We start from the raw sequence: 21,245 nt of genomic DNA, 5'->3' as shown, positions 1-21,245 counted from the left end.
GGTTGCAGCGCCCGCCCACCGCCTCGGCCTGTTTAGGGCCAAGCGACGAAAACGAAAGTTTAACATCGGACCCCGGGATGGGCAACCGACCGAGCGAGCTTTGCAGGAACCAACGCCAGCGTAAATCCGCTGGCGCTCGCACCGGCCACCCTCGCAATTAGGTGGTGGCAAACGTCAGATCGTCGTTCCCGGTGCCGTTGACGACGATATCGGGATCGCCGTCGCTGGTCACCGAGCCGAGCGAGCTCTTGTCGTGCAGGCTGCCCCACTGCGACAGGAGCAGCATGAGGGCGGCGTCGTTGTCGGTCAGTCGGGAGTAGCTGCTCGGGTCGAACGTGCTAGTGGTTGCCACGCCAACCCACGAACTGGCTTCGTTGAACAACAGGCCGCTGATGATCAAGTCGTCGCCGCCGTCGCCGACCAGACTGTCGCTGCCGTCGCCGCCAATCAGCACGTCGTTGCCGTCGCGGCCCATCAGCTGATCGCTGCCAGCGCCGCCGACGAGCAGGTCGTTGCCGCCGGATCCGCTGATGACGTCGTCGCCATCGCCGCCGTAGATGCGGTCATCGCCCTGAGCGCCATCGAGCAGATCATTGCCCGCGCCGCCGTAGATGTAATCATCGCCGGCTCCGGGGCTCACCTGATCGTTGCCACCACCACCGTAAAAGACGTCGTTGCCTTCAAGAGAGCTGAGAATGTCATTGCCACCGACGACAGAATCCTGCGGCAGCACGCCGGCGATCAAACCGGTCGCATCGTCGCCCCAGACTATGTTGTCGCCACGGCTGGCATTGATCTGATCGTTGCCCAAGCCGCCCACCAGGAAGTCATTGGCCACACCGCCGGCGATGTAATCGTCGCCGTCTTCGCCGTAGATTTCGCCGGGATACTCGACGTTCGACATCGTCACGTAATCGTTCGACGCGCCCGCATAGACGAGCGTCTTGCCGGTCGTGGTAATGTCCTGCACCAGCGTGTTCAACCGAATGCGTGATTGATCGAGCGCGCCTGGCACCGGGTTCTTGCTGAACTGAATCAAGTCGGCGCCCGTCGTGCCGAGGACGAGCAAGTCGCCCATCTGCACGTTGATCAACTTATTGTTGAGAGCCAAGTTGAAGTCTTCGATCTCGGAGTACGACAGCAGCTGCGCGCCGGTCGTTGCCACAATGCCCGACACCGTACCCAGAATCAGCGGAGCATTGGCAGGCAGGAACGAAAGATCGAGGTTCAGCACATCGCCGATCGTATCGCCAGTCGGCGCGACGGGTCCCGTCGGCCGGCCGCCGTTGATGGTGATGGCCGTTGAAACGCTCGGCCGAATCCAGCGGAGCGTGCTCGGAATCGCCAGCCCGGCGTTGCCACTGCCCGTGCCAACGAGGCCCGGCGCTGTCTCGCCGAAGATATCGTTGCCATCGGTCGGGTTGGGATTGCCCGGAGCATCGCCGTTGAGATTGATCGAGTTCACACCGCTCGCGGTGGCAGTCGGCGCTGGGCTCGTGCCGCCTAACTGATCCGACGTGTAGAGCAGGAACTGATCGGCGCCCAACCAGCCGTTGACCGTGACAAACGACAGATCGTGCGCGGGCAGGGTGTTCACGAGCCGCGTATCGAGCAGGTCATTCCCCTGCGTGCCGGTGTAACTCAACGTATCGATGTTGCGGAAGACCACGTCGTCGCCGGGGGTGCTGGTGATCCCTTCCACGCGATAGTCAGCCGACATGGCCGGATTGACCGCGCCAATGCTCACCGTGTCCGCCGTCAAATCGCCCGAGTCGTCGATGATCAGCTGATCGTTGTTAGCAGCCAGCGAACCATCGGTGCCGTCGACCACTATCGGGGCCACGATGCCGTCGACCTGGTTGAGTGCGTTGAACAACTGGAAGATGTCGCTCCCCGTGCCACCGACCAGCGTCACCGGACCGGTGTGCGTGCTCGTGCTGTGTACGCGAATCGTATCGGCATCGGCGCCACCGTTGAGATTGATGGCCGGGTTCCCCGCGCCACTTCCCAGGCTGATGAGTTCGAGCGTATCGGTTCCCGCACCGCCGTTGACCGTTAGTTGACCGATGCTGCTGTTGCTCACTTCGTACGGCACGTAGCCTGTCGCGGTGACTCGGTTCAGCGCGCCGCTGGCCGTAATCGCGATGCTGTTATTCGTCGTATCCCCTTCGATGGTCGAAGAGCCCGGCGTAGCATTCGTGCCGATCCGCTGCACCAATTCGACATTTTGGAAGTAGCTCGGCAGCGAGATGCCCGAGCCCACGCTGAGAATTTCACCGGCCTGGCTCCCCGGCGACGAACCCGTACCAATCGCATAAGTCTGTGCGACCGACGGACCGTTGAGGTTGTAGACCAGCGTGTCGTTGCCACCCATGCCGTCGAAGAAGATCTCGCCCGTCCCTGCCAGATTTGGGTTATCGCCGACGCCCGGCACCGAAGCGATGAAATCGGGCAAGGTGTTGATATCGTCGATCGTCACCATGTCGTTGGCGGCACTGCCGAGCACCCGCACCGACAAGATCGTGGTGAGCAAACCTTGGAACACAATCGGCCCAGCGTTGCTGCCGTTGCGAATCTGCACGCGGGTCTGCGATGCATCGCGCATGATCACGATATTGCCGATCATGCTAACGCTGTTGTCGATGGTCAGATGGAACGGCGTCGGCGGCGATTGCTCTTCGATATTGGTGAAGAGGACCTGTTGGTGCGCGCTGGTGAACGTCCAACTGCCAGAACCCGCGCCAATGTAGGGCGCGATCGTTCCCGGCACATTCAGCAGAGCGCCGGTCGCGACGCTCGTATCGAGCGCGAGGTTGTCGCCCGTATCGGTGCCGGTTGGATCGTTGCCGTTGATGCGAATCTCGGTCGTCACCTGCGGCTGCAGCGAGAACGTGTCGTAATCATCGTTGCCGTTGAGGAACAAGCCGCCGCCGCTGCCGACAGCCGGTGTCGTGATGACGCCGACCGGTGTAATCGTCAACACACCGCCGCTGATCGATGTGGCTTCGATCACGCCAGGCGACTCCGCATCACCGAAGTCGACGTTAATCGTCGTCGCCAGCGCGCTGGTCAGGTTACCGGCAATCGTTGCATTGTCGCCTGCATTCAGCGTGATGCTGCTCGTACCGGAAGTCACCGAACCACCCGCCGCCAAGGTCAAGTCTTGACCGGCGCTAGCCGCATCGATGGCGGTTAGCAGGATCGCGCCCGGAGCGGTGTTCGCGCCGGCCAATTGCAGGCTGCCGTTTTCTTCGATCAACACACCGCCGCCTGTCGCGGTAAACGTGATCGGGCCGAAGCTCAACACGTCGCCGGCCTGGTTGCCTAGCGCGATCGACGTGGCGCTGAGCACCGTCGCGCCGGTGATGTTCACATTGGCCCCTGGGGCGTTATCGATCGTGCTTGGCGAAGTCAGCTGCACGCTGCCGGCATTGCTCGTACCGCCCAGGGTGATGCTGCTGTCTTCGCTGATGTTGATCGCACCCGTGCCGGAGAAGCCGAGGTTGCCGGTGTTGAAGGTATCGCCGGCCTGATTGCCGAGGTTGACCGTCGCCCCGCCAAACGTGCCCAATCCAGAGATCGTGATGCTCGCTGCGGCGGCGTTGGTGAGCGCTGCCGTCGACGAGAGGTTGGCGCTGGCAGCCGTATTCACGCCGAACAGTTGCATGTTGCTATCGACGGCGATGTTTGCAGCGCCGGGCGTGTTGAAATTGAGCGAACCGAAGTTAATCGAATCGCCGGCTTGGCTGCCGAGCGAAATGCTCGGCGCCGACAGGGTGGCCGCGCCCGTCACGGTGACGCTCGCACCGGCCAGGTTGGTGAGCGCGCCAGTCGATGTCAGCAGCAGCGAGTTCGCCGTGCTCGTGCCGCCAAGAGCCGTAGCGCTGTTCAGGTCGATCGTCACCGCGCCCGGGCTGTTGAAGGCGAGCGAACCCAACGCGAGGCTGTCTCCTGCCTGCGTGCCGAGGTTGACGGTCGAACCGCCAAAGCTGCCGTTACCACTCACCGACAAAATCGAACCAGCGCCGTTCGTCAGGGCGCCGCCGGCGTTGATCGCTGCGTTGCCGTTCGCCACGGTCAGGTTGGTGATCACCAGGGCGCTCACTTCGTCGATGATGACGTTGCCCGCGCCGGTGTTCGTCAGCGTCACAGTCGCCACATCGGTATCGAGATCGATGCCCGTCGTCGCTGTAGCATTCAAATCGGCCGCAGTCACGTCCACGCCCGCGGTGGGCGTGCTAATGCCGCCCGTGCCAGCAGCCAACGTGACGTTGCCAGGCGTGGTGATCAACTCGCCAACGGCGATGCCCGCCGTACTGGTGATGCTGATGCTTCCTGCCGCGCTCACACCCACGACCGCGCTCACGCCGCCGATGGTGAGCGAGCCAGTGTTCGCGATAAACACGCCGCCGCTGCCGCCGGCTGCTTCGAGGCCGCCGAGCGTCGTTTCCAGCGGATCAGCCACCGTACCAACCCCCGTTGCCGAGGTCGCGACAAATGCCCCCGCTGTGATGTTATTCGCCGCAGCATTGCCGTCGGTCAAAGCACCGGCCACCGAGTTGACGGTGACCGTCGAGACGCCTGCCGTGATTACCCCGAGAGCCAGGTTGTTGGCATCGGTGTAAGTGATTGCGCCGGTCGTGTTGCCAGCGAGCGAGGTTGCGTCGTTCGTCGCGCTGTTCAAGTTGAACGAGCCCGCGCCTTGCAGCGTGAGAGTTGCTGACAGAATCGAAGCCGTTGCCAACTGCGTCACGGCGCCGCCAGCGCCCAGCGTGACATTGTCGTTCGTCGTGGTAATGCCCGTCGTGCCACTGCCTGTGACGGTGCCCACCACAAAGCCCGTGGCATCGTTGTAGCTGATGGCTTCGGTCGTGTTGGCGGCCAATGTGGCGATATCGTTGGCTGCGTTGAGCAGCGTAAACGGCCCCACGCCGAGCAACTCCAAACCACCGCCGATGATCGCCGCGGTTTGCGTGGTGGCAGCGCCAGTCGTAAGCGTCAAATCGCCCGTACCCAGATTCACCGGCGCATTCACACCCAGCGTGGTGCCCGTTTGAATGGCGACGTCGTCATTCGAAGTGATGATGCCCGTGCCGCTGATGAGGAGATCGTCAACATCGCGAATTGTCGTCGCGCCATCGACATTCGCGGCCAGCGTGTTGAAATCATTCGCCGCTTGCGGAAGCGAGAAGACACCCACACCGGTCAGAGTGAGCGACGGTGTGATCAGCGCGCCCGCCGTTTGCGTTACACCGCCGATCGTGGCGTTGAGCGTAGTATTGCCGGTGACAGTCGTCGTTACGCCCGCTAGTGCGACGGCTTCGTTGCTGATCGACAGCGTGCCGCCGATCGTGCCTCCCGAGAGCGTCGTCGTGCCGGTTCCTGCCGATTGCAACAAGTTGCCGGTCGTGGCCACGGTGCTGTTGAACGTCACATCGTCAGCCGTCGTGATGGTGACCGACGTCAACGGCGTGGTGCCACCGACCGCGCCAGTGAAGGTCGCAGTGCCGGCCAGATTGATCGTGAGCGCCGCCGCTCCGTTGACGGTGCCGCCGAAGACAATGTTGCCCGTAGCATCCGGCCCGGCAACGCCGTTGTTGATGGTCAGCGGGGCCGCGGCGACCATCGTGACTGGTCCCAGCGTGAGCGTGCTTCCATCCTTGACCGTGATGGTCTGCGCCAAAGTAGCCGTGACGAGCGCCACATTCAGCGAGTTGCTGACCGGCAAATTCAGGGTGTTGTCGCTGATCACCGCAGCCAGCGTAGGATGGGCCAGCGTGATCGAGTTGCCCGTAATCGTGTACGAACCCGAGCTATTCGCGAACGTGATCACGCCGAATTGCGAAAGTGCGGGGAAGTCGTTGAACGGCAAGTTTTTGCCGTTGCCGATGCCGATGTCGTTGAACAGGATCGCATCGCCGGGCGAAGGCACCGCATCGCCGACCCAGTTGGCGGCCAGCGTCCAGTTGTTCGAAGCCGTGATCGCCCCGCCATCGACACGGCCGTCCCAAACCACCGTCGAAGGAATCGCCGTCAGCACAAAATCGTTGCCATCGCCCAGTGGCAGGCCACTGTTGTCGTTGTAGACATAGGCATAGCTCCGCGTGCCGAGCGTGATATTGCCCGTCAGACTAAAGGCATTGGCAAAGAACGGCGTGGCCGCCGTCGGAGTGCCCGTAAAGCCACCCGCCGAAACCTTGTCGATCACCTTGATGCCCGTACCGGCAATCACCGCGGCCCCGGTGCGGCCGTTCAAGTTCGCGCCGTTGTTCACCGCATTGCTGATGGTGAGCGTGCCCGTGCCAGTAATCCGCAACTGATCGTGACTCGTGCCAGGAACGTTGCCATTGAGATCGACGAACAACTCGGAGCGGTTGCCGAAACTGACGTTGTTGGCGACGGTCAGAATGCCGGTGTTATTGGGAGCCGCGCCTGGCGTTCCCGGATTGATCGTGCCACCGATCGTCAGGTTGCTGCCGTTCGCGGCCACCGTCACCGTGCCGTTGATCGTGCCGTTGCCGCCGAGCGTAGCGCCCGGATTGACCGTGAAGTTGCTCGCCGCCACCGTCGCGGGAGAGTTGATCACCAGCGTGCCGCCATCGGTGTTCACCAGCGTGGTGCCGGTGTAGGTGTTGTTGCCGCTGAAGATCGTCGTGCCACGGCCTTGCTTGGTCCAAGTCACCGCCGCCGCACCGCTAAGCACGGCTTGGATATCCATTTCCACATTGGCGGGCCCTTCGTAGGGCGTGAAGATGCGATTGCCAGTAACGCTCCCATCGTAGAACCCTTGCAGCGTAACTGCCGGGCTCGTGGCCGTTTGGCCGGCTTGGCTCATGGCATAGAACGTGTTCGTATTCATCGTCAACACGCCGGTGCCCGTGACAACATCGCCGCTCATGGTCGAGCCGACGTCGAGAAAGAACGTGCCCGTGAGGAAGTCCGAAATATTGTTCAGGTTCAGCCGACCGTTGCGAGTAATGTGTATCGGCCGGAAGTCGTTGATCTGATCGGTACCAGCCGTGGCTGCGTATTCCACGGAGTCGCTGTTGTCGGGTCCAAGGTTGTCGCCGATGAAGAGCTCTCCAGAACCTGCGATCGTGTTTCCACCGATAGCGCGGGCAATGCCCGACTTATTCAGTACCAGCTTTCCTTCGCTGACAAAAGTATTCCCCGAGTAGGCATTGTCGACATTGCCAGCCATTTCCAGGTCGCCACTGCCGGCCTTGATCACTGCAAAGGCCCCCGTGATCACGCCGTCGATGGTCAGCTTGCCGCCGTTGACAGCGAACAACGTGTTCGCCGTCATGGTGAACACGCTGTCGATCGTCGAAACAGTAACTCGGTTGTTGCCCGAGATATTGCGAATGGCGCCAGTTCCCAAGTTGGGCGCCGCCATCAGAGCAGTGACGCTGCCGTTGACAATGCCGGCCCCAGCCACTGAGAAGAGTTCGTTGTCGATGGTGTTCGTTCCCGCGATATCGAATTCGAGCGCAGTGCCCGCAGCCACCGTCACGGTAGGCCCGCCAGGCACGAAGCCCGTATCGCCCAGCGCGTTTGGATGTTGAATGCGGAGCGCACCTTGCGAGATCGTGACCGTGCCGGTGTAAGTATTGTCCCCCGCCAGTGACAATCGCCCGGCGCCGGTCTTGGTCAAACTGGCCGTGAAGATGGTCCCGGGCTTGTCGATGATGACCGGAATGACATTCAATTCCACAAGGCCCGAGCCATCGTTGACGGTGAAGGTCCGCGTGGCCGCAACCGTGGCATTTTCCGGCAGCAGCGACACGCGAGAGGCCGCGGTGCCGGTGATTTGTGCCGCGACGCTCGTGGTGATGCCCGGCCGAGCCGTGACCGTTACATCGCCATTGAGCAGCAGCATTGCACCGCCGAGGTCGATGCTCGCGCTGCTCGTGGCGCCCACAAACAGCTGCGGCGTATTCACGGTCTCACCCCCCGTGATCGCCATACCACCTTGCTGCGTGGTCGTCGTATTAGCAAAACTACCCTGCGGGGCGATGGCCACGGTATCGACCACATCCTGGCCGGCATTGGGTCCCAGGAAGGTGAAGGTGTATTGCAGCGCTGACACGCCACCCACCCGTACCACACTACCCGGAATCGCGGCACTGATCATGCTTTCGAGTGCCGAGGGAGTGATGTTGAAAGGCAGATTCACAAGATTGGTGCCGAGAACCGACAAATTCCAAGTTCCGGTTGTCGCCAGGGCTGGGAACGTCAATGTTTGAACTTCGTTGGCAACGGCCGCGGCCACACCATTCAAGATCAACTGACCGCTGCTTTGCACCTGTAGCAGCGCGGTGTTGACAATCTGTTCTGCGTTACGGCTTTCAACGATGTCTGTGCCAAAGTTGTCGCCGACCACCAAGGTACCAGCGATCGCGTTCACGCCAGCCGGCTTGTTCAGCACCAGTGTGCCGCTGATGACCGCCGTCGTTCCGGTGTATTGATTCGGGGCGGCGCCATCGAACACCAGCGTGCCGTTGCCGACCTTGATCAAGCTATTGCCTAATACCGCGCTGGCGCTCGTCGTGCCGATAATCGAGCCATCGATCGTTAGCTGTCCGGCATCGACGCCGATGTAAATGCTGCGAGCCCCGGCATCGAAGCTGCGCATGTCGACCGTGCCGCGCCAGATGTTCGAACCGCTGCGGCTGCGCAGTGCACCGTTAAAGTCATTTAAGTAACCCGTCGCAAATGCTGGGGGATTCGCGACATTCAGAATCAGCGTGCGATCGCTGATCGTCACGCCACCTTCGAGCTCGATCGCAGCCATGCCAGCCACGCTCACCACTTGGCCGGCCAGGTTGCCCAGTGCCGGAGTCGCGGCGCCCAAGGCGCCGTTGCTCTGCAGATTTAAAATGCCTGCCGAAACGGTCACATTGCCCACGAATGTGCTCGTGCCCGACAAGACGAGCTTGCCGAAACCAGTCTTCACCAGCGGATTGCTTGTGCTCGCGACGTTGCGCGCGCCGCCGGCAATCACGCCCGTGACTTGCATGTTCAACAACGGATCGTCGATCTGCCAGTTGTTATTCAGATTGAGACCGGGTACGACGACGATTTCAGTGCCAGAAAGCGTCAATGCATCGGTCCCACCAAAGTCGCGCCGGCCGCCAAAGATTGTCGTTAGGTTCGGATTCATCAAAATCCGGCTCGACAGGTTGAGTGCCGCGCCGGCAATCGGACGCACGGTGGTCGTTGCGGACACATTCAACGTGCCGCCGCCGAGCGCTGCCGTCGCATTCAGCGCCAGCGAACCAGCGTTCAAATTAAAGCCCGAAGCGCCGTCGGTGACGGCAGCGGTAATCGTGCCCGAACCACTCGTGACCACGGCCGCAAAGTTGGCAACGTTCGCCCCCGCCAGAATGCCTGTGAATGTGACCGTGAGAGTGTAAGGAGTGCCCCCGCCGCCGGTCAGAGTTACGTTGGTCGTGCCCGTGCCGAGCACGGTATTGAGTGCGGTCTGAATCGCCGCGGCCGTAAATGTGCTGTTAATGACCGACGTCACCACGCCATTGAAGTTGAGCGTAAAGGACGACACCGTTTCGGGAATGGTCAACACCTGAACTTCGCTGAAGTCGGTCAGCACATTCGTAGCGTTCGTCAGGGCTAGCGCCCCGGCCCCCTGCTTCAGAATTCGCCCGTTGAAAATCCGGCCATTGATCACCAGATCATTCACCGCGTAATTATCGGCGATAGTAAACGTGCGCGCCGCATTGCCGGTGGGCGTGTTCAGATCCAGCTGAGCATTGATGATCGCCTGTCCGTTCGGTCCAAACGAGTTTGAGTTGTAGGCCAGGTTGCTGTTGAGCAGGATATTGCCACTTAGCGTGCCGCCCGTCAGATTCAGGCCGCCATTGATCTGCAACGTGCCGGCGCCCGTCGCCAGGTTGTCGCTTCCCACGCGCGATCCGTTTACCGTCAACGCGTTGATGATGTCGCTCGCCCCCGCGAGATTCAGCACACCCTGATCATTCACAACCACGCTGATCGTGTCAGCAATATTATTCGTGCCGCCTGCAGCACCGTAGGTTACGGTGCCCACGCCGGCCGGATCGAAGTTGCCCAGATCCTCGATGGTGAGCGCACTCACTACGGCAGACACCGCGGCCGTCTTGTTGAGGATCAACGTTCCCTCGTTCACGCTGATGGCCGATGCATTGGCATTGGCCGTCGTTCCGCTGAACTCCATTGATCCGCCGCCGATCTTGATCAGCGGCGCATTCGCGTTGGTGGTGGTTCCCGACGCGTTAAAGGTGCCGGTGGCGGCTACATTCACAAGTAGCGGAGTGAGATTACCGGGGGTTTGGTTCCAGGCAAAGTTCGACGTTCCGTTGCCCCACACGATGTCGCTGCCTGCAGTGACCTGCAGCGCCCCGGCGTTATTCACACCTGGGCCCGACAAGTTGAGCGTGCGTGCAGTGAGTGTGGACATATCGGCATCGAGAATCAGGCTCGCCAGGTTGCGAACCGTGACCGTTGCCGCGGACGCTTGATTGAGCGCATCGGCATTGCTCGCCCGCAGCGTACCCGAGCCGATGTCGATCGCGCCCGTGAAAGTGCCGTTGGCCCCTTGCTCGTTATCACCGGCCAGCACCAGCGTGCCGCCTCGTTCCAACCGCAAGCCTGCCGTCGAATTGATCAAACCATTCGCAGTAAGCTGGCTACCCGACTCAACCAGGAACAGTGGTTCGCGAGCGCCATAGGTGAACTCGCCGGTCGCTCCCAAGTTGATCGCGTTGTTGCCGCCGGCGCTATAAATCAAGCCCGCCGTCGCGGTGCCCATCAGCATATCGAAGTTGTTGCTATTGACCGTCGCACCACCTTCGATGAGCAGCGCGGCGATGGCCGGCGTGTTCGCGGTGATCGTATGCGTGCCGCCAGTTAACCGCACGATGCCGCCAGCATTGATATCGTTGCTGTAGGTCGTCACCGGTCCGAGGAAATACGGCGCCGAACCCGCCGTACCATCCGTATCAGTAATCAAATCGAGCAAGCTGCCAGGGCTGCGGACCGTGCCCCACGTCAACACATTGTTGACCAGCGGATTGGTGGTTGTGACTTGAATCCGACTATTCGTCGTAGCGCCCAGAGCCGCTCCCACGCCGACCAATTCCACCGTCGCGCCGCCGCCACGGCCGAGGGCTGGCGTTTGCAACATCGTCAGACCGCCAGCCGACGAATCAATGGTGATCCGCGCCGGCGCACCGCCGTTGTTGCGGACATTGACGGTCACGTTGCCAACGATTTCCGTCGAGCCCGCGGCGTTGCCGATCAAGTTCAACGAGCCATTCATCGTCACCGCAACGGCATCGCCAACCCGGCTCACGACATTCGTCGCACTGTTGTCGAGCGTCACCGTCGAGCCTTCGTTGATCGTCAACGCCCCGGTACCGAGCGTGCCCGCTCCCCGCGCAACCAGCGTGCCGCCCACTCGACCAAAGATGCCATCCAGCTGTTCGGCGGCATTGACCGACGTGGTTCCCTGATAGGTGTTCACCCCAGTCACGGCCATCGTGCCGAAACCATTGCGAGTAATGCCCGTTCCTGCCGTCGCTGACGACATGACGGCCGAAACCACGAGATCTTCAGCAGAATTCAAGATGATAGAATCGTTGACCGTAAAGGTGCGAGTCGCCGCTGCCAGATCAAGCTGCCCCGCAATCGTGCCAGCTGGCGTTGCGCCATCGGTGTAACCGAAGTTGGCGACCGTCACGTTGTTGTTGAGAATGAACGTGCGAGTTGCCGTCGAATCGATTGTGCCGGTGGCATTCAACCACCGGTTAATTGTCACCGCAGCCGGCAATACTTCGGTCGTGGCAGATCCCGACATCGTCAGGAAAGCGCCAGGATTCACATTCACCGGGGTTTGTGTGCCGCCGATGTGATCGAGACTTGCGCCCGTCAGAATCAACCGATCGGGTCCGCCACCGTCACCCACGTTGAGCGCCGTTGTTGTCCCGCCTGCATAGGCCATGCTCCCCGTCACCTTGTTGAAGATCACCGTGCCGCTGCGGATGTCGAAGCCGTCGTCGAAGCCGGCCTGCAGCGTGGCGCCGTTCATGATCAGCGACAAGCCATTGTCGGAAGTCCCGCCGAATTCCAGGTCACCCGCGCCCACCTTCGTGGTGACGCCTGCAGCGCTCATGTAGTAGCCATTGATGATCAGGCGGTCGGGATTGGCGCCGCCGCCATCCACACCAATGAAGGCCGCCGTTAGCGTCTGACTGGCGTTGGTCAGCGTTGTCGTTTCTGAAGTTCCAGGCGTAACATCGATGAACCGCAGCGCGCCCAAGTTGCCGAGGCCCGCACCGTTGAGCGAAATAAACTCGGGCACACTCAAGCCAGGAATCAATTGCAACGTGGCTCCGGCTGAGACCGACGTGCCGCCGCCAGAGACGGTCGTCGCCACTCCCGAAGCTGACGCGCTAACCAGGTTCGTCACGGTCACCGCATTGACGTCGACGCCGGCGAGCCCTGAGAACACAATGGTGTAGTTACCAGGTGTGCCGGTTACAGTCACCGGCGCAGATCGCACGACCGGGCTTAGCAAGTTGAACGCCGCGGCGACCTGCGCCGTAGTCGGCGGATTTCCCGCGCCGTCGAAGGGGATGGGCGCGGTCGTTGCGCCTAAGTACGTCAGCGTGAACGAACTGCCGATACCACCTCCTACGGAGAACTGCTGCGTTTCGGCGACGATGTTGCCGAAGGCGTTGTTGTGTGCCATCCGCACGATGCCAGTGCTGATTGTCGTCGTGCCGATGAAGTCGGTATTGGCGCCGCTGTTGCTGTCGCCCGACATGATCAAGGTGCCCGTGCCACCCTTTTGGAAGGCATGGTTGACTGCCCCCGAGCCGTTGCGCAACACGCCGCTGAGGTTCGTCGCGTGATTGAACGTATTCGTATTGACGATGAAGGTTCGCTGGGTCCCATCATTCGACAAATTGATCGGACCACTCACCGTCAAATTCGACGCGGCGTTGACAGTTAGATTCAACGTGCGATTGGCAGCCCCCTGTCCGCTGATTGGCCCGGCCAGTACCACGTTGTTGTCGCCCCGAATCGTCAGATCGGCATTGAGCGTGATCGGATTGCTGATCGTCACCGTCGTCGCCGCAGCGCCGTAGTTGGTAAAGAACAAGCTCGCAGCAACCGAAATATTCAGAGTGTTAGTGATCGGCCCCAGCGCGCCGCTGTTCCGCAGCACCAGACCGCCACCACCGTTGATGAAGGTCGAGCCCGTATAAGACGTGTTGTTATTGCTCAGCACCACCAGTCCAGCGCCCGTCGTAGTGATTGCGCCGGCCCCCGGCGTCGTGCCGCTGACGATGAAGGCATCGATCACGAGTTCCCTGATCGCAAGTAAGTTCGCGTCGTTGGCCGTGAAGGTGCGGGCGCCATCCTGCAGGTTCAGCGTGCCGGCAATCGTCGCCCCGGGAGCCTTGGTGGTGAACGTGCCACCTGCGCCACTGGCTGTAAGATTGCCGGTCAAGTTGAAGACGCCCGCCCCGCTCGTCGTAATCAACGACGCCTGAGTGCCCGCCGACGTCATTGTGATCGCGCCACCACCCAGCGTTTCCGAATTCGTCCCGATGTTCAGCACGCCCGTCGAATTGACGATGAGAACCGTATTGTCGGGAATTTGATTGCTGGCGTTGAGCTGCACCACATCCAGATTACCCGTCGAGCCAGCGTCGTTGCCAATCGTGAGCGGACCATTGATGGCGTTCGTGCCCGCAGTCTTGTTGAAGACGAGAGTACCTTCGGCAACCGTCGTGGTTCCGGTGTAGGTGTTGGCAGCGCTGCCCGAGTAGGTCAGCGTACCACCCATCAACTTCGTCACGCCCGACGCCGCCGACTCGCTGATCGCGGCATTGATATCGAGGCTCGTGCCGGCGTTGACGCTCAGCGTGCTGGTGCCGGCCAGCGTCACGCCACCCGTCAGCGTGTTGTTGCCGGCGATATTGCGAATCACGCCTTGGCCGCCATAACCCACGCCGTTCAGCACCAATGGTTCCGACAGCGACACACCATCCACCAGCAGGCTGAAACCGGCCAGCACGGTCGTTTGCGCGGCATTCGTACCCAGGGAGTTGGCGTTGCGCACGACAACTTCACCACCTTCGATCGAGGTCACGCCGGTGTAAGTATTTCCACCCGCAGCCGATGGGGCGAGCACCAACCGACCCGGATTGCTCTTGCTGAGCTGCGTGCTGCCACCCGCGCCATCGGCGATGGTCGCCGAGATTAACAAGTCTTCAATGCCGGCGCTGTCATCTACCAAGATCCGCCGCGGACCGCCGGCCGATCCCAACGGCCCCGTCAATTCGAGCGTGCCATTGCTGATCACTGCCGGCACTGGATAACCGCCAGCCAGAACTCGCGTTTGAATGCGGCCGTTCTCCGACACGTTGTTGCCGATCCGCAGCGTGCCGCCACCCAGATTCACGTCCGAGCTGCTGATCGGGCCAATTTCCAAACCAAGCACATCGTGGTTAACACCGGTGTTGAGTCGACCCTCGATCGTTTCCGAGAAACCATTCAAATTCAAAATGCCCGACGCCATGATCCGCAAACGGCTGCGGAAGCCATCACCAATCTGATCGCTCGCCAGGAAACTGAGGTTGGCCGAATCGTTCGCACCCCAGTAGCTGCCCACGAAAAACTCGTTGTTGTCGCTCATGATCGGAATCGCGGCGATTCCTGCGCCTGTCTTGCCCAACTCCACCGTGCCTTGCCAGACCAGGCTGGTAAATGCGAACGTGTTGCTGGCATTCCCCGCGAATCGCAACGTACCGGAGCCAAATTTGTTGAAGCCCTGGTTGCTCACGATGCCTGTCGACGAAGCCGTGCCGATATTCAATTGTCCGGCCGGCACATCAATGGCCGTGCGGTTGTTTTGCAGCGCCACATTTCCTTCCCATGTATTCGTGCCGCTGAAATTGCGGAGCGGAACTGCACCCAGGTTGGCTTCGCCGTTGCCATTGAGCGTCAAGGTTTCTGCAGGGATAGAGATATTCCCGGCGAGTTCGATGGTCGCGCCAAACGTCACGGTCGCTCCGTTCACCGTCGAACCAAACGCGTTGTTGCTCGCAGCGCGGATCGTCCCTTCCGTGGGTCGCACCAATCCGTTGAACGTGTTCGTCCCCGACAGCGTCAGCAAGCCCAAGCCACCCTTGGCCAAAATCAGTGTTGCCCGGCCGAGCGGAATTGCACTGGAAACCGTCAAGTCGGTTTTGTCGTTCACATAGAACAGGCCGTCGTTGACACCCACATTCAAGTTGGGTGCTGTGATTTGATTTCCCACGCCCGCCGAGATCACCAGCCCCGTATCCACCGTCAAGTCGTTGCCACCAACGATAATGCCGCCATTGGCCAGCAGCACCGCGTTTGCGGTTGCGGGAGCAGCCAGCGTTTCGCTCGCGGTCAACTTCACATTCACCGTCGCCGTTGCCGTGGCCAGCGACGTGCCGAAATTGGCCCCACTGGTCAGCGACGTTATGAAGTTGTCGAACGGCGCTGTGGCTGGAGCAGTCGTAATCGTCAAGAAGTCGAAACCGCTCGGCCCCTGCATCACACCATACGGCAAGATGCCGTCGACCATTGCGGAACCGCCGGTGGGAAGCGCATTCACAGCGACGCGGCTCAAACCAGTATCAGTGATCGCCTGGCCACGGCCCACGAACTTCAGTGTCGTGCCGTTGCTGGTTCCTTCGAGCCCCACCGAAGTAAACCGCCAGTTCGCGCTGCTCCCTGGCGCCGGGCTAGTGAGCACATGCACTTCGCCGCGCAACGTATTGCGCCCGCGCACCAAGCCGACCGATTCCGTGGCTTGTACGCCCGAACCGCTGACCAGCGCCAGCGTGCCGCCAAACAAGTCGATCGCGGCAGTGTCGCCGATCCGGTTGGTGAGATTTCCCTGGCTGTTGTCGATCTGCAGCACGCCCCCCGTGCCAATTAAGAAACCCGAGTTGAGAATCGAGCCCTGGCCGCGGACCACCATCGTGCCGCCGTACCAGCGAAAACCGCCCGGGTCCTGACCGATCTCGATGCCGCCGCTAAGCGTAACCGGGCTCGAGAACACAATCGTTCCCGGCCCTTGCTTGCGCAAACTAAATGTGTTGCCCGATTCGCCGAGCCCACCTGCAAACTCCAGGACGCCGGCGACCGCTTGCGAAGGAAGGAATTGAGCGCCCGTGATGTTCACGATTTGCACGGGACCGCTGAATGTCAGATTGTTACCACCACCACCAATGGCGCCCGAGCCTGCATAGCCGTTGCCGCCGATGAATGCGATCGTCGTCGGCGACATAAAGAATTCGTTGGCCAGGTTGCGCGGGCCATTGTAAGTAGTCAGGTGACCGCCTGAGATAAACACCTTGGCAGCACCAAACGCCGTGTCGCTGCCAACGGCGAGGTTGCCACCGCCGCGATAAATTTCGCCCGACAAGCCGCTGTTGTTGCCACTCAGCAGCACCGTGCCGGTGGTCGTGGCTTGAATGAAACCCGCCGTCCCGGTCAGGTTGGCCCCAATCTCCAATTCAAACGGCAATTGATTCACATCATTGCCAGTGTCGATCGTGCGCGGCACCGCGCCGAAATCGAGCGTGCCGTTAGTGATTCGCGGCGCTGCGTTCGGCGTCCACAGCGTGGCTACGGTGCTCGTAGTCGAAACAATGTTGCCATTGATCCCGAGCGTGCCGCCACCGAGATCGACCGACGAAGCGGCTTGCAGGGTCAGCGCTGCTTGGGCATCGACATTACCAATCACCTCGTTCTTGCCATTGAGTTCCAGCCGCCCCGTAGCCGTCACCGTGATCGGTGCCGAAAAATCGGCCAATTGATTCGGTTGTAGCCAGCGCACGATGTCGGATCCCGCAAAGCCCGACTGCGGGTTGTTGTCGCCGACCTGCAGCGTCCCTTGCAATGCCGAAACACCGCCCGTGCCGTTCCCCTTGTTGAGCAGCAGCGCACCTTCGTTGACCGTGGTCAAGCCCGTGATCGAATTTGCCGTGGTGCCCCCCATCTCGAGCGCACCAAAGCCGTTCTTCGTAATGCCCATGGATTGCAATCCAGTGCCATCGACTATCGCCGCATTCACGGTCAGATCGCTGCCGATAGCACCGTCATTCACTTGCCAAGTGCGAACGCTCGCCACCGATATGATCCCCAGGTATTGCAGCGCCACAGTCCCGCCGGTGATCGACGCGCCAGTGGCGTTGCCCGTGCCGGCTGCCATCACCGTGAGGTCGCCATTGGTCGTCAACGTACCGCCGCTGCCGATCGCAATTTTGGCTCCGCCATTGGCGGCAACCACCATCGTCAGCGTGCCGCCAAAGCCTTCGGTCTGGCCGATGTCGAGCAAACCCGAGCTGTGGATAAACGTGCCCGCCGTGCCGCTGTCGCGAATCTGTTCGTTCTTGCTCAGCTTGAGCGTAGCTGCCGGCGCACCAGTTCGATCCGAACCGATGAAGACGGTATTGATGACGGCAGGAATGCCCGGCTCTTTGTTGAAATCGAGCGTCCCTTCGAGAACACGAGTCGACGCGTTGTAGGTGTTTTGAAATGCGCCAGCAAACTCCAGCGTGCCGCCGCCGCGCTTGATCACTTCCACATCGTTGACGATGCTCTCAGTGTGCGTGAAGCGCGAACCGGTGGCGACGTTGAAGAAGGTCGTGCCGTTCGTAATCACCGGAAAACCGTTGAGCAACGTCGCGCCGGTCAGATCGGTCGCATTGCCACCCAAGTTGATCCGGCCCGCCAGCGAGTTGTTACCCGCCACGTTGCGCAGCGCACCGACCGCATCCGCATATTCTCCCGTAGTGCTCACACCCACGCCGTTCAAACCGATTGTTTCCAAGCCGATGTTCACCGCGCCAAACGTAGTTTGCTCGACTTCGAGCGTCGCACCTTGTCGAACCGTGGTGGTCCCCACGACCGAGCCGAGCGCACTGCTCCGCTGGATGTTTAGGAAACCTTGATTCACGACCGAGTTGCCGCTGAAAGTGTTGTCGCCGGTCAAAATCACGCGACCAGGGCCGGCTTTAAAGATCGATCCTGCGATGATGTTGCTGCCGATCGTCGCATTCATCCCTACGTCGGCCGAGATGGAACCGTTACCGGCGTTGAGCGACTCGACATTGATTGCGCTAGTGCCACTGCCTGTGAATAGGATGATGCCCGAAGTGGTATTCAGCAGCACGTCGGCGCCGTTGATTGTTACACCCGGTCCCACGATGAGCGAATTGATCAGCTTTGAGTTCGTCAGCGTGTAAGTGCCAGGCGTCGTGATCTTCACATTGCTCAGCAAGCCCGCATTCGTCAGGTCGCTGGTGTAACCCGCGGCCGGCAGCGGCACGACGGCGATCCCTTCGGGCGCGTTGCCGTACGTCGCCACATCCAGGCCTGAGGTGCTGGTCACTCGGCTTCCCGTCAAAATCGTGCCGCCAATCAGGTTGCCCGGGTTGTTCTGAAAGACGATGCGGTTCGGACCCGTCGCCGACAGCGTGCCGCCAATGGCTTGGAAGTTGATATTCCGCGTGCCACCCATCCCTAGCGCATTCGCGACTAGAGCCACACTCTGCGCGCCAGCCGACGTATTTTGCACGCTGATGGTGGTGGCTAGTTGATCGCCAGTATTGATCGTGCCGGTGACTTCCGTGCTCGCTGCTGTGGGATTGCCCACCAGCAACACTTCGCCCGCATTGTTGTTGATAACCGACACATCGTTGAGGCGGTCGGTCAGATTCGTACCGCTGTTGTCCAGTTTCAGCACGCCGTTTTGGCCGATGGTAAAGCTCGTCACATTTTGCAGCGTGCCATTACCCGCCAGCGACACGGTGCCGCCGTCGTCGTTGATTGTGAACGCACCGCTGAAGGTATTCGCTGCCGTGAATTGCAAAGTTCCGCGGCCACTCTTGGCGAAGGCTTGCGAACCAAAAATTCCTTCGCCCACCGGGGCGGCAAACGTGACGATCGCATTGGGATCCATCACCTGAATGGTGCGTCCGGCCGTCAACGTCGCCGGCGCGGTGAAAGTGATATCGAGATCACCCAGCACCGGTACGGTGGCATCGAGAGAAACCGGTGTGGGAACCGTTCGATCTGCGCCAAAGGCGCGCAGCGTTGAACCTTGCAAACTCACAATGCCGGTGCCGAACGCATTGTTGCTGCCAATGCCGACAATACCCGCGGTCAGTGCCACCGGCCCGGCAAGCGTGTTGTTGCCACTTAGCACCAATGTGCCGCCGCCGGCCTTATTGATGCCGATATCGGCAGCGCCGGTGATGTTGGCCGAAATCACCAGGTCTGCAGCGACGTTGCCCAGTTGCGTGTCGTTGACTGTAAACGTCTTCACCAGGCCGCCGCCAGCGCCGCTGAAGTAACTGCCGAGATCGAACGTGCCGTTGCTAATCGTCGCAGCCGGCGTGACACCGCTGCTTCCCTGGAAACCATTCAAGGTCAGTGCTGCACCACCCAGAACCAGTGTGCCGCCGTTCAAGTTGATGTCGGCCGAATAGGTCGACCCTTCGACCATCGTCAGATTGCCGATCGTGTCGGTGAAACCATTGAAGTCGAGCAAGCCCGAACTGTTCATGGTGGTCGTCGTCAGCGCCGCACCGAAATATTCGATGTGCGGAATTTGGTTGTTGGCGAGCAATCGCACAGCGGCTGCATTGTCGCCGCCGATGTTGTCGCCAATGACCAGGTTGCCGCCGATCGCGTTCACGCCGGCCGTCTTGCCGAGTTCCAGCGTTCCCTGCAAAACCACGGTATCGCCGCGGTACACATTCGCTTGGGTCCCTGTCAGCCGCAGCGTGCCGGCGCCTGCTTTGAGTAGGCGCATGGTGCTGCCCGTCTGATTGGCGATCACGCCGCTAACGATCAACGTCGCGCCACTCTCCACACCGATCGAGGCGTTGGAGTTGGACAAATCCATGTTGCCCGTCCAAGTAACCGTACCGCTGATGGCGTTTAACGCACCCACACCGCTCACGTTCGTGCCGCTGCCAAAGCCAACGCCACCTTCGCGCAAGGCAACTTGCTCGGCAATCGTGAAAGTGCCCGCCACCTGCAGTTGCGCGCCGGCTTGAATTTGCGTATCGCCGCTGGTTGCAGAACCGAGCGCCGTCGCACTCGCTGCGCGCAAGTATCCCTGCCGCACATCCGTGAGACCGGTGTATGTGTTATTGCCGCTGAGGATCGTCAGGCCGCCGCCCAGCTTGTTGATGCTGCCATTACCCGAGATCACGCCATTCACTGCCGTCGTGCCAGCGCCATCGAAGGTCAGCGCGCTGCTGCCCAGCAGGCTCGTAGCACCAACCAGATAAGCGGTGTCGATCGCGCCCATCGTGAGCGTGGTACCAGGATTGGCCGACATAATCGTCAAGCCATTCTGGATGGTGATCGCGGGCGTGAATGTATTGTTCCCCGTCACGTTATTCGCAGTCAGACCACCGGTGAGCGTGATCGCATTGCCACTGATGTTGTAACCGCTGCCGGTGAACAACACAGTATTGAACGTGGTCCCTGCCGCCAGGTCGTTGGTGTTTGTCAGGTTCGCCGCGCCGGCGGGAAAGAATAATTCGTCGCCTGCAGCGGGGGCGATGTCGCCAACCCAGTTGGCTGCATCCGACCACAGCGCGCTGCTCGATCCATCCCAGGTCATGGTGGCCAGCACCGCGCGCTCTTCTAGACGTTCGAGAAACAACCGCCGTTGGCGACGGCGTTCAGCGGCGCGTTGCATGAGCCAGCGCTGAGAATTCGACCTGGAACCAGAACGAAGGGAAAGACGCGACATGAGAGGATGCTCCGCTCGGCAATGAATGACAGGCGATCGAGGCAACGGAAAAGAGAATCCACCACGCTTCCAGGCCGGAACGACTGGAAACGGACGAGCGCGCAGCAACCCGCGGAATGTGGGAGAGATGCTTCACGTGACACTGGCGGCTGGGTCGAGACGGAGTTGTCTTTGGAACCGCTGACGGGTCCCAAAAGATAGGACAACTACCCCCCTACAACCCTTACAAGTGTCGCATTCTGAGCGTAAAGAATTCTAAATGCAAGGAAATAGATGCAAGATGAACGAAGCTTTTCCCCGTTTACTTGTCTTAACAGATGGGCGGTAATTCGCCGCCGAAACGTCATGTGACGTCATTACTTAGAACTTATTTGAAGATTTGATGATCAAAAGAACTAGAAAAGGCTCAAAAACATGAGCATGT

1 protein-coding gene is annotated in these 21,245 nt (G+C 60.6%); it reads right to left on the bottom strand.

The window, feature by feature from the left end:
• Positions 1-157 precede the first annotated feature (157 nt).
• A complete protein-coding gene (locus tag M9Q49_RS26240) occupies positions 158-20,767 on the bottom strand; it encodes an autotransporter-associated beta strand repeat-containing protein (protein ID WP_254512258.1) in 20,610 nt (6,869 codons plus the stop codon).
• Positions 20,768-21,245 lie beyond the last annotated feature (478 nt).

This window comes from Anatilimnocola floriformis (assembly GCF_024256385.1).
Lineage (GTDB): Bacteria > Planctomycetota > Planctomycetia > Pirellulales > Pirellulaceae > Anatilimnocola > Anatilimnocola floriformis.
This window is presented reverse-complemented; position numbering and strand designations above follow the sequence as displayed.

Coding starts and splice junctions, on each gene's coding strand:
- M9Q49_RS26240 (WP_254512258.1), bottom strand. CDS start 20,767: ATGCAACGCGCCGCTGAACGCCGTCGCCAACGGCGGTTGTTTCTCGAA.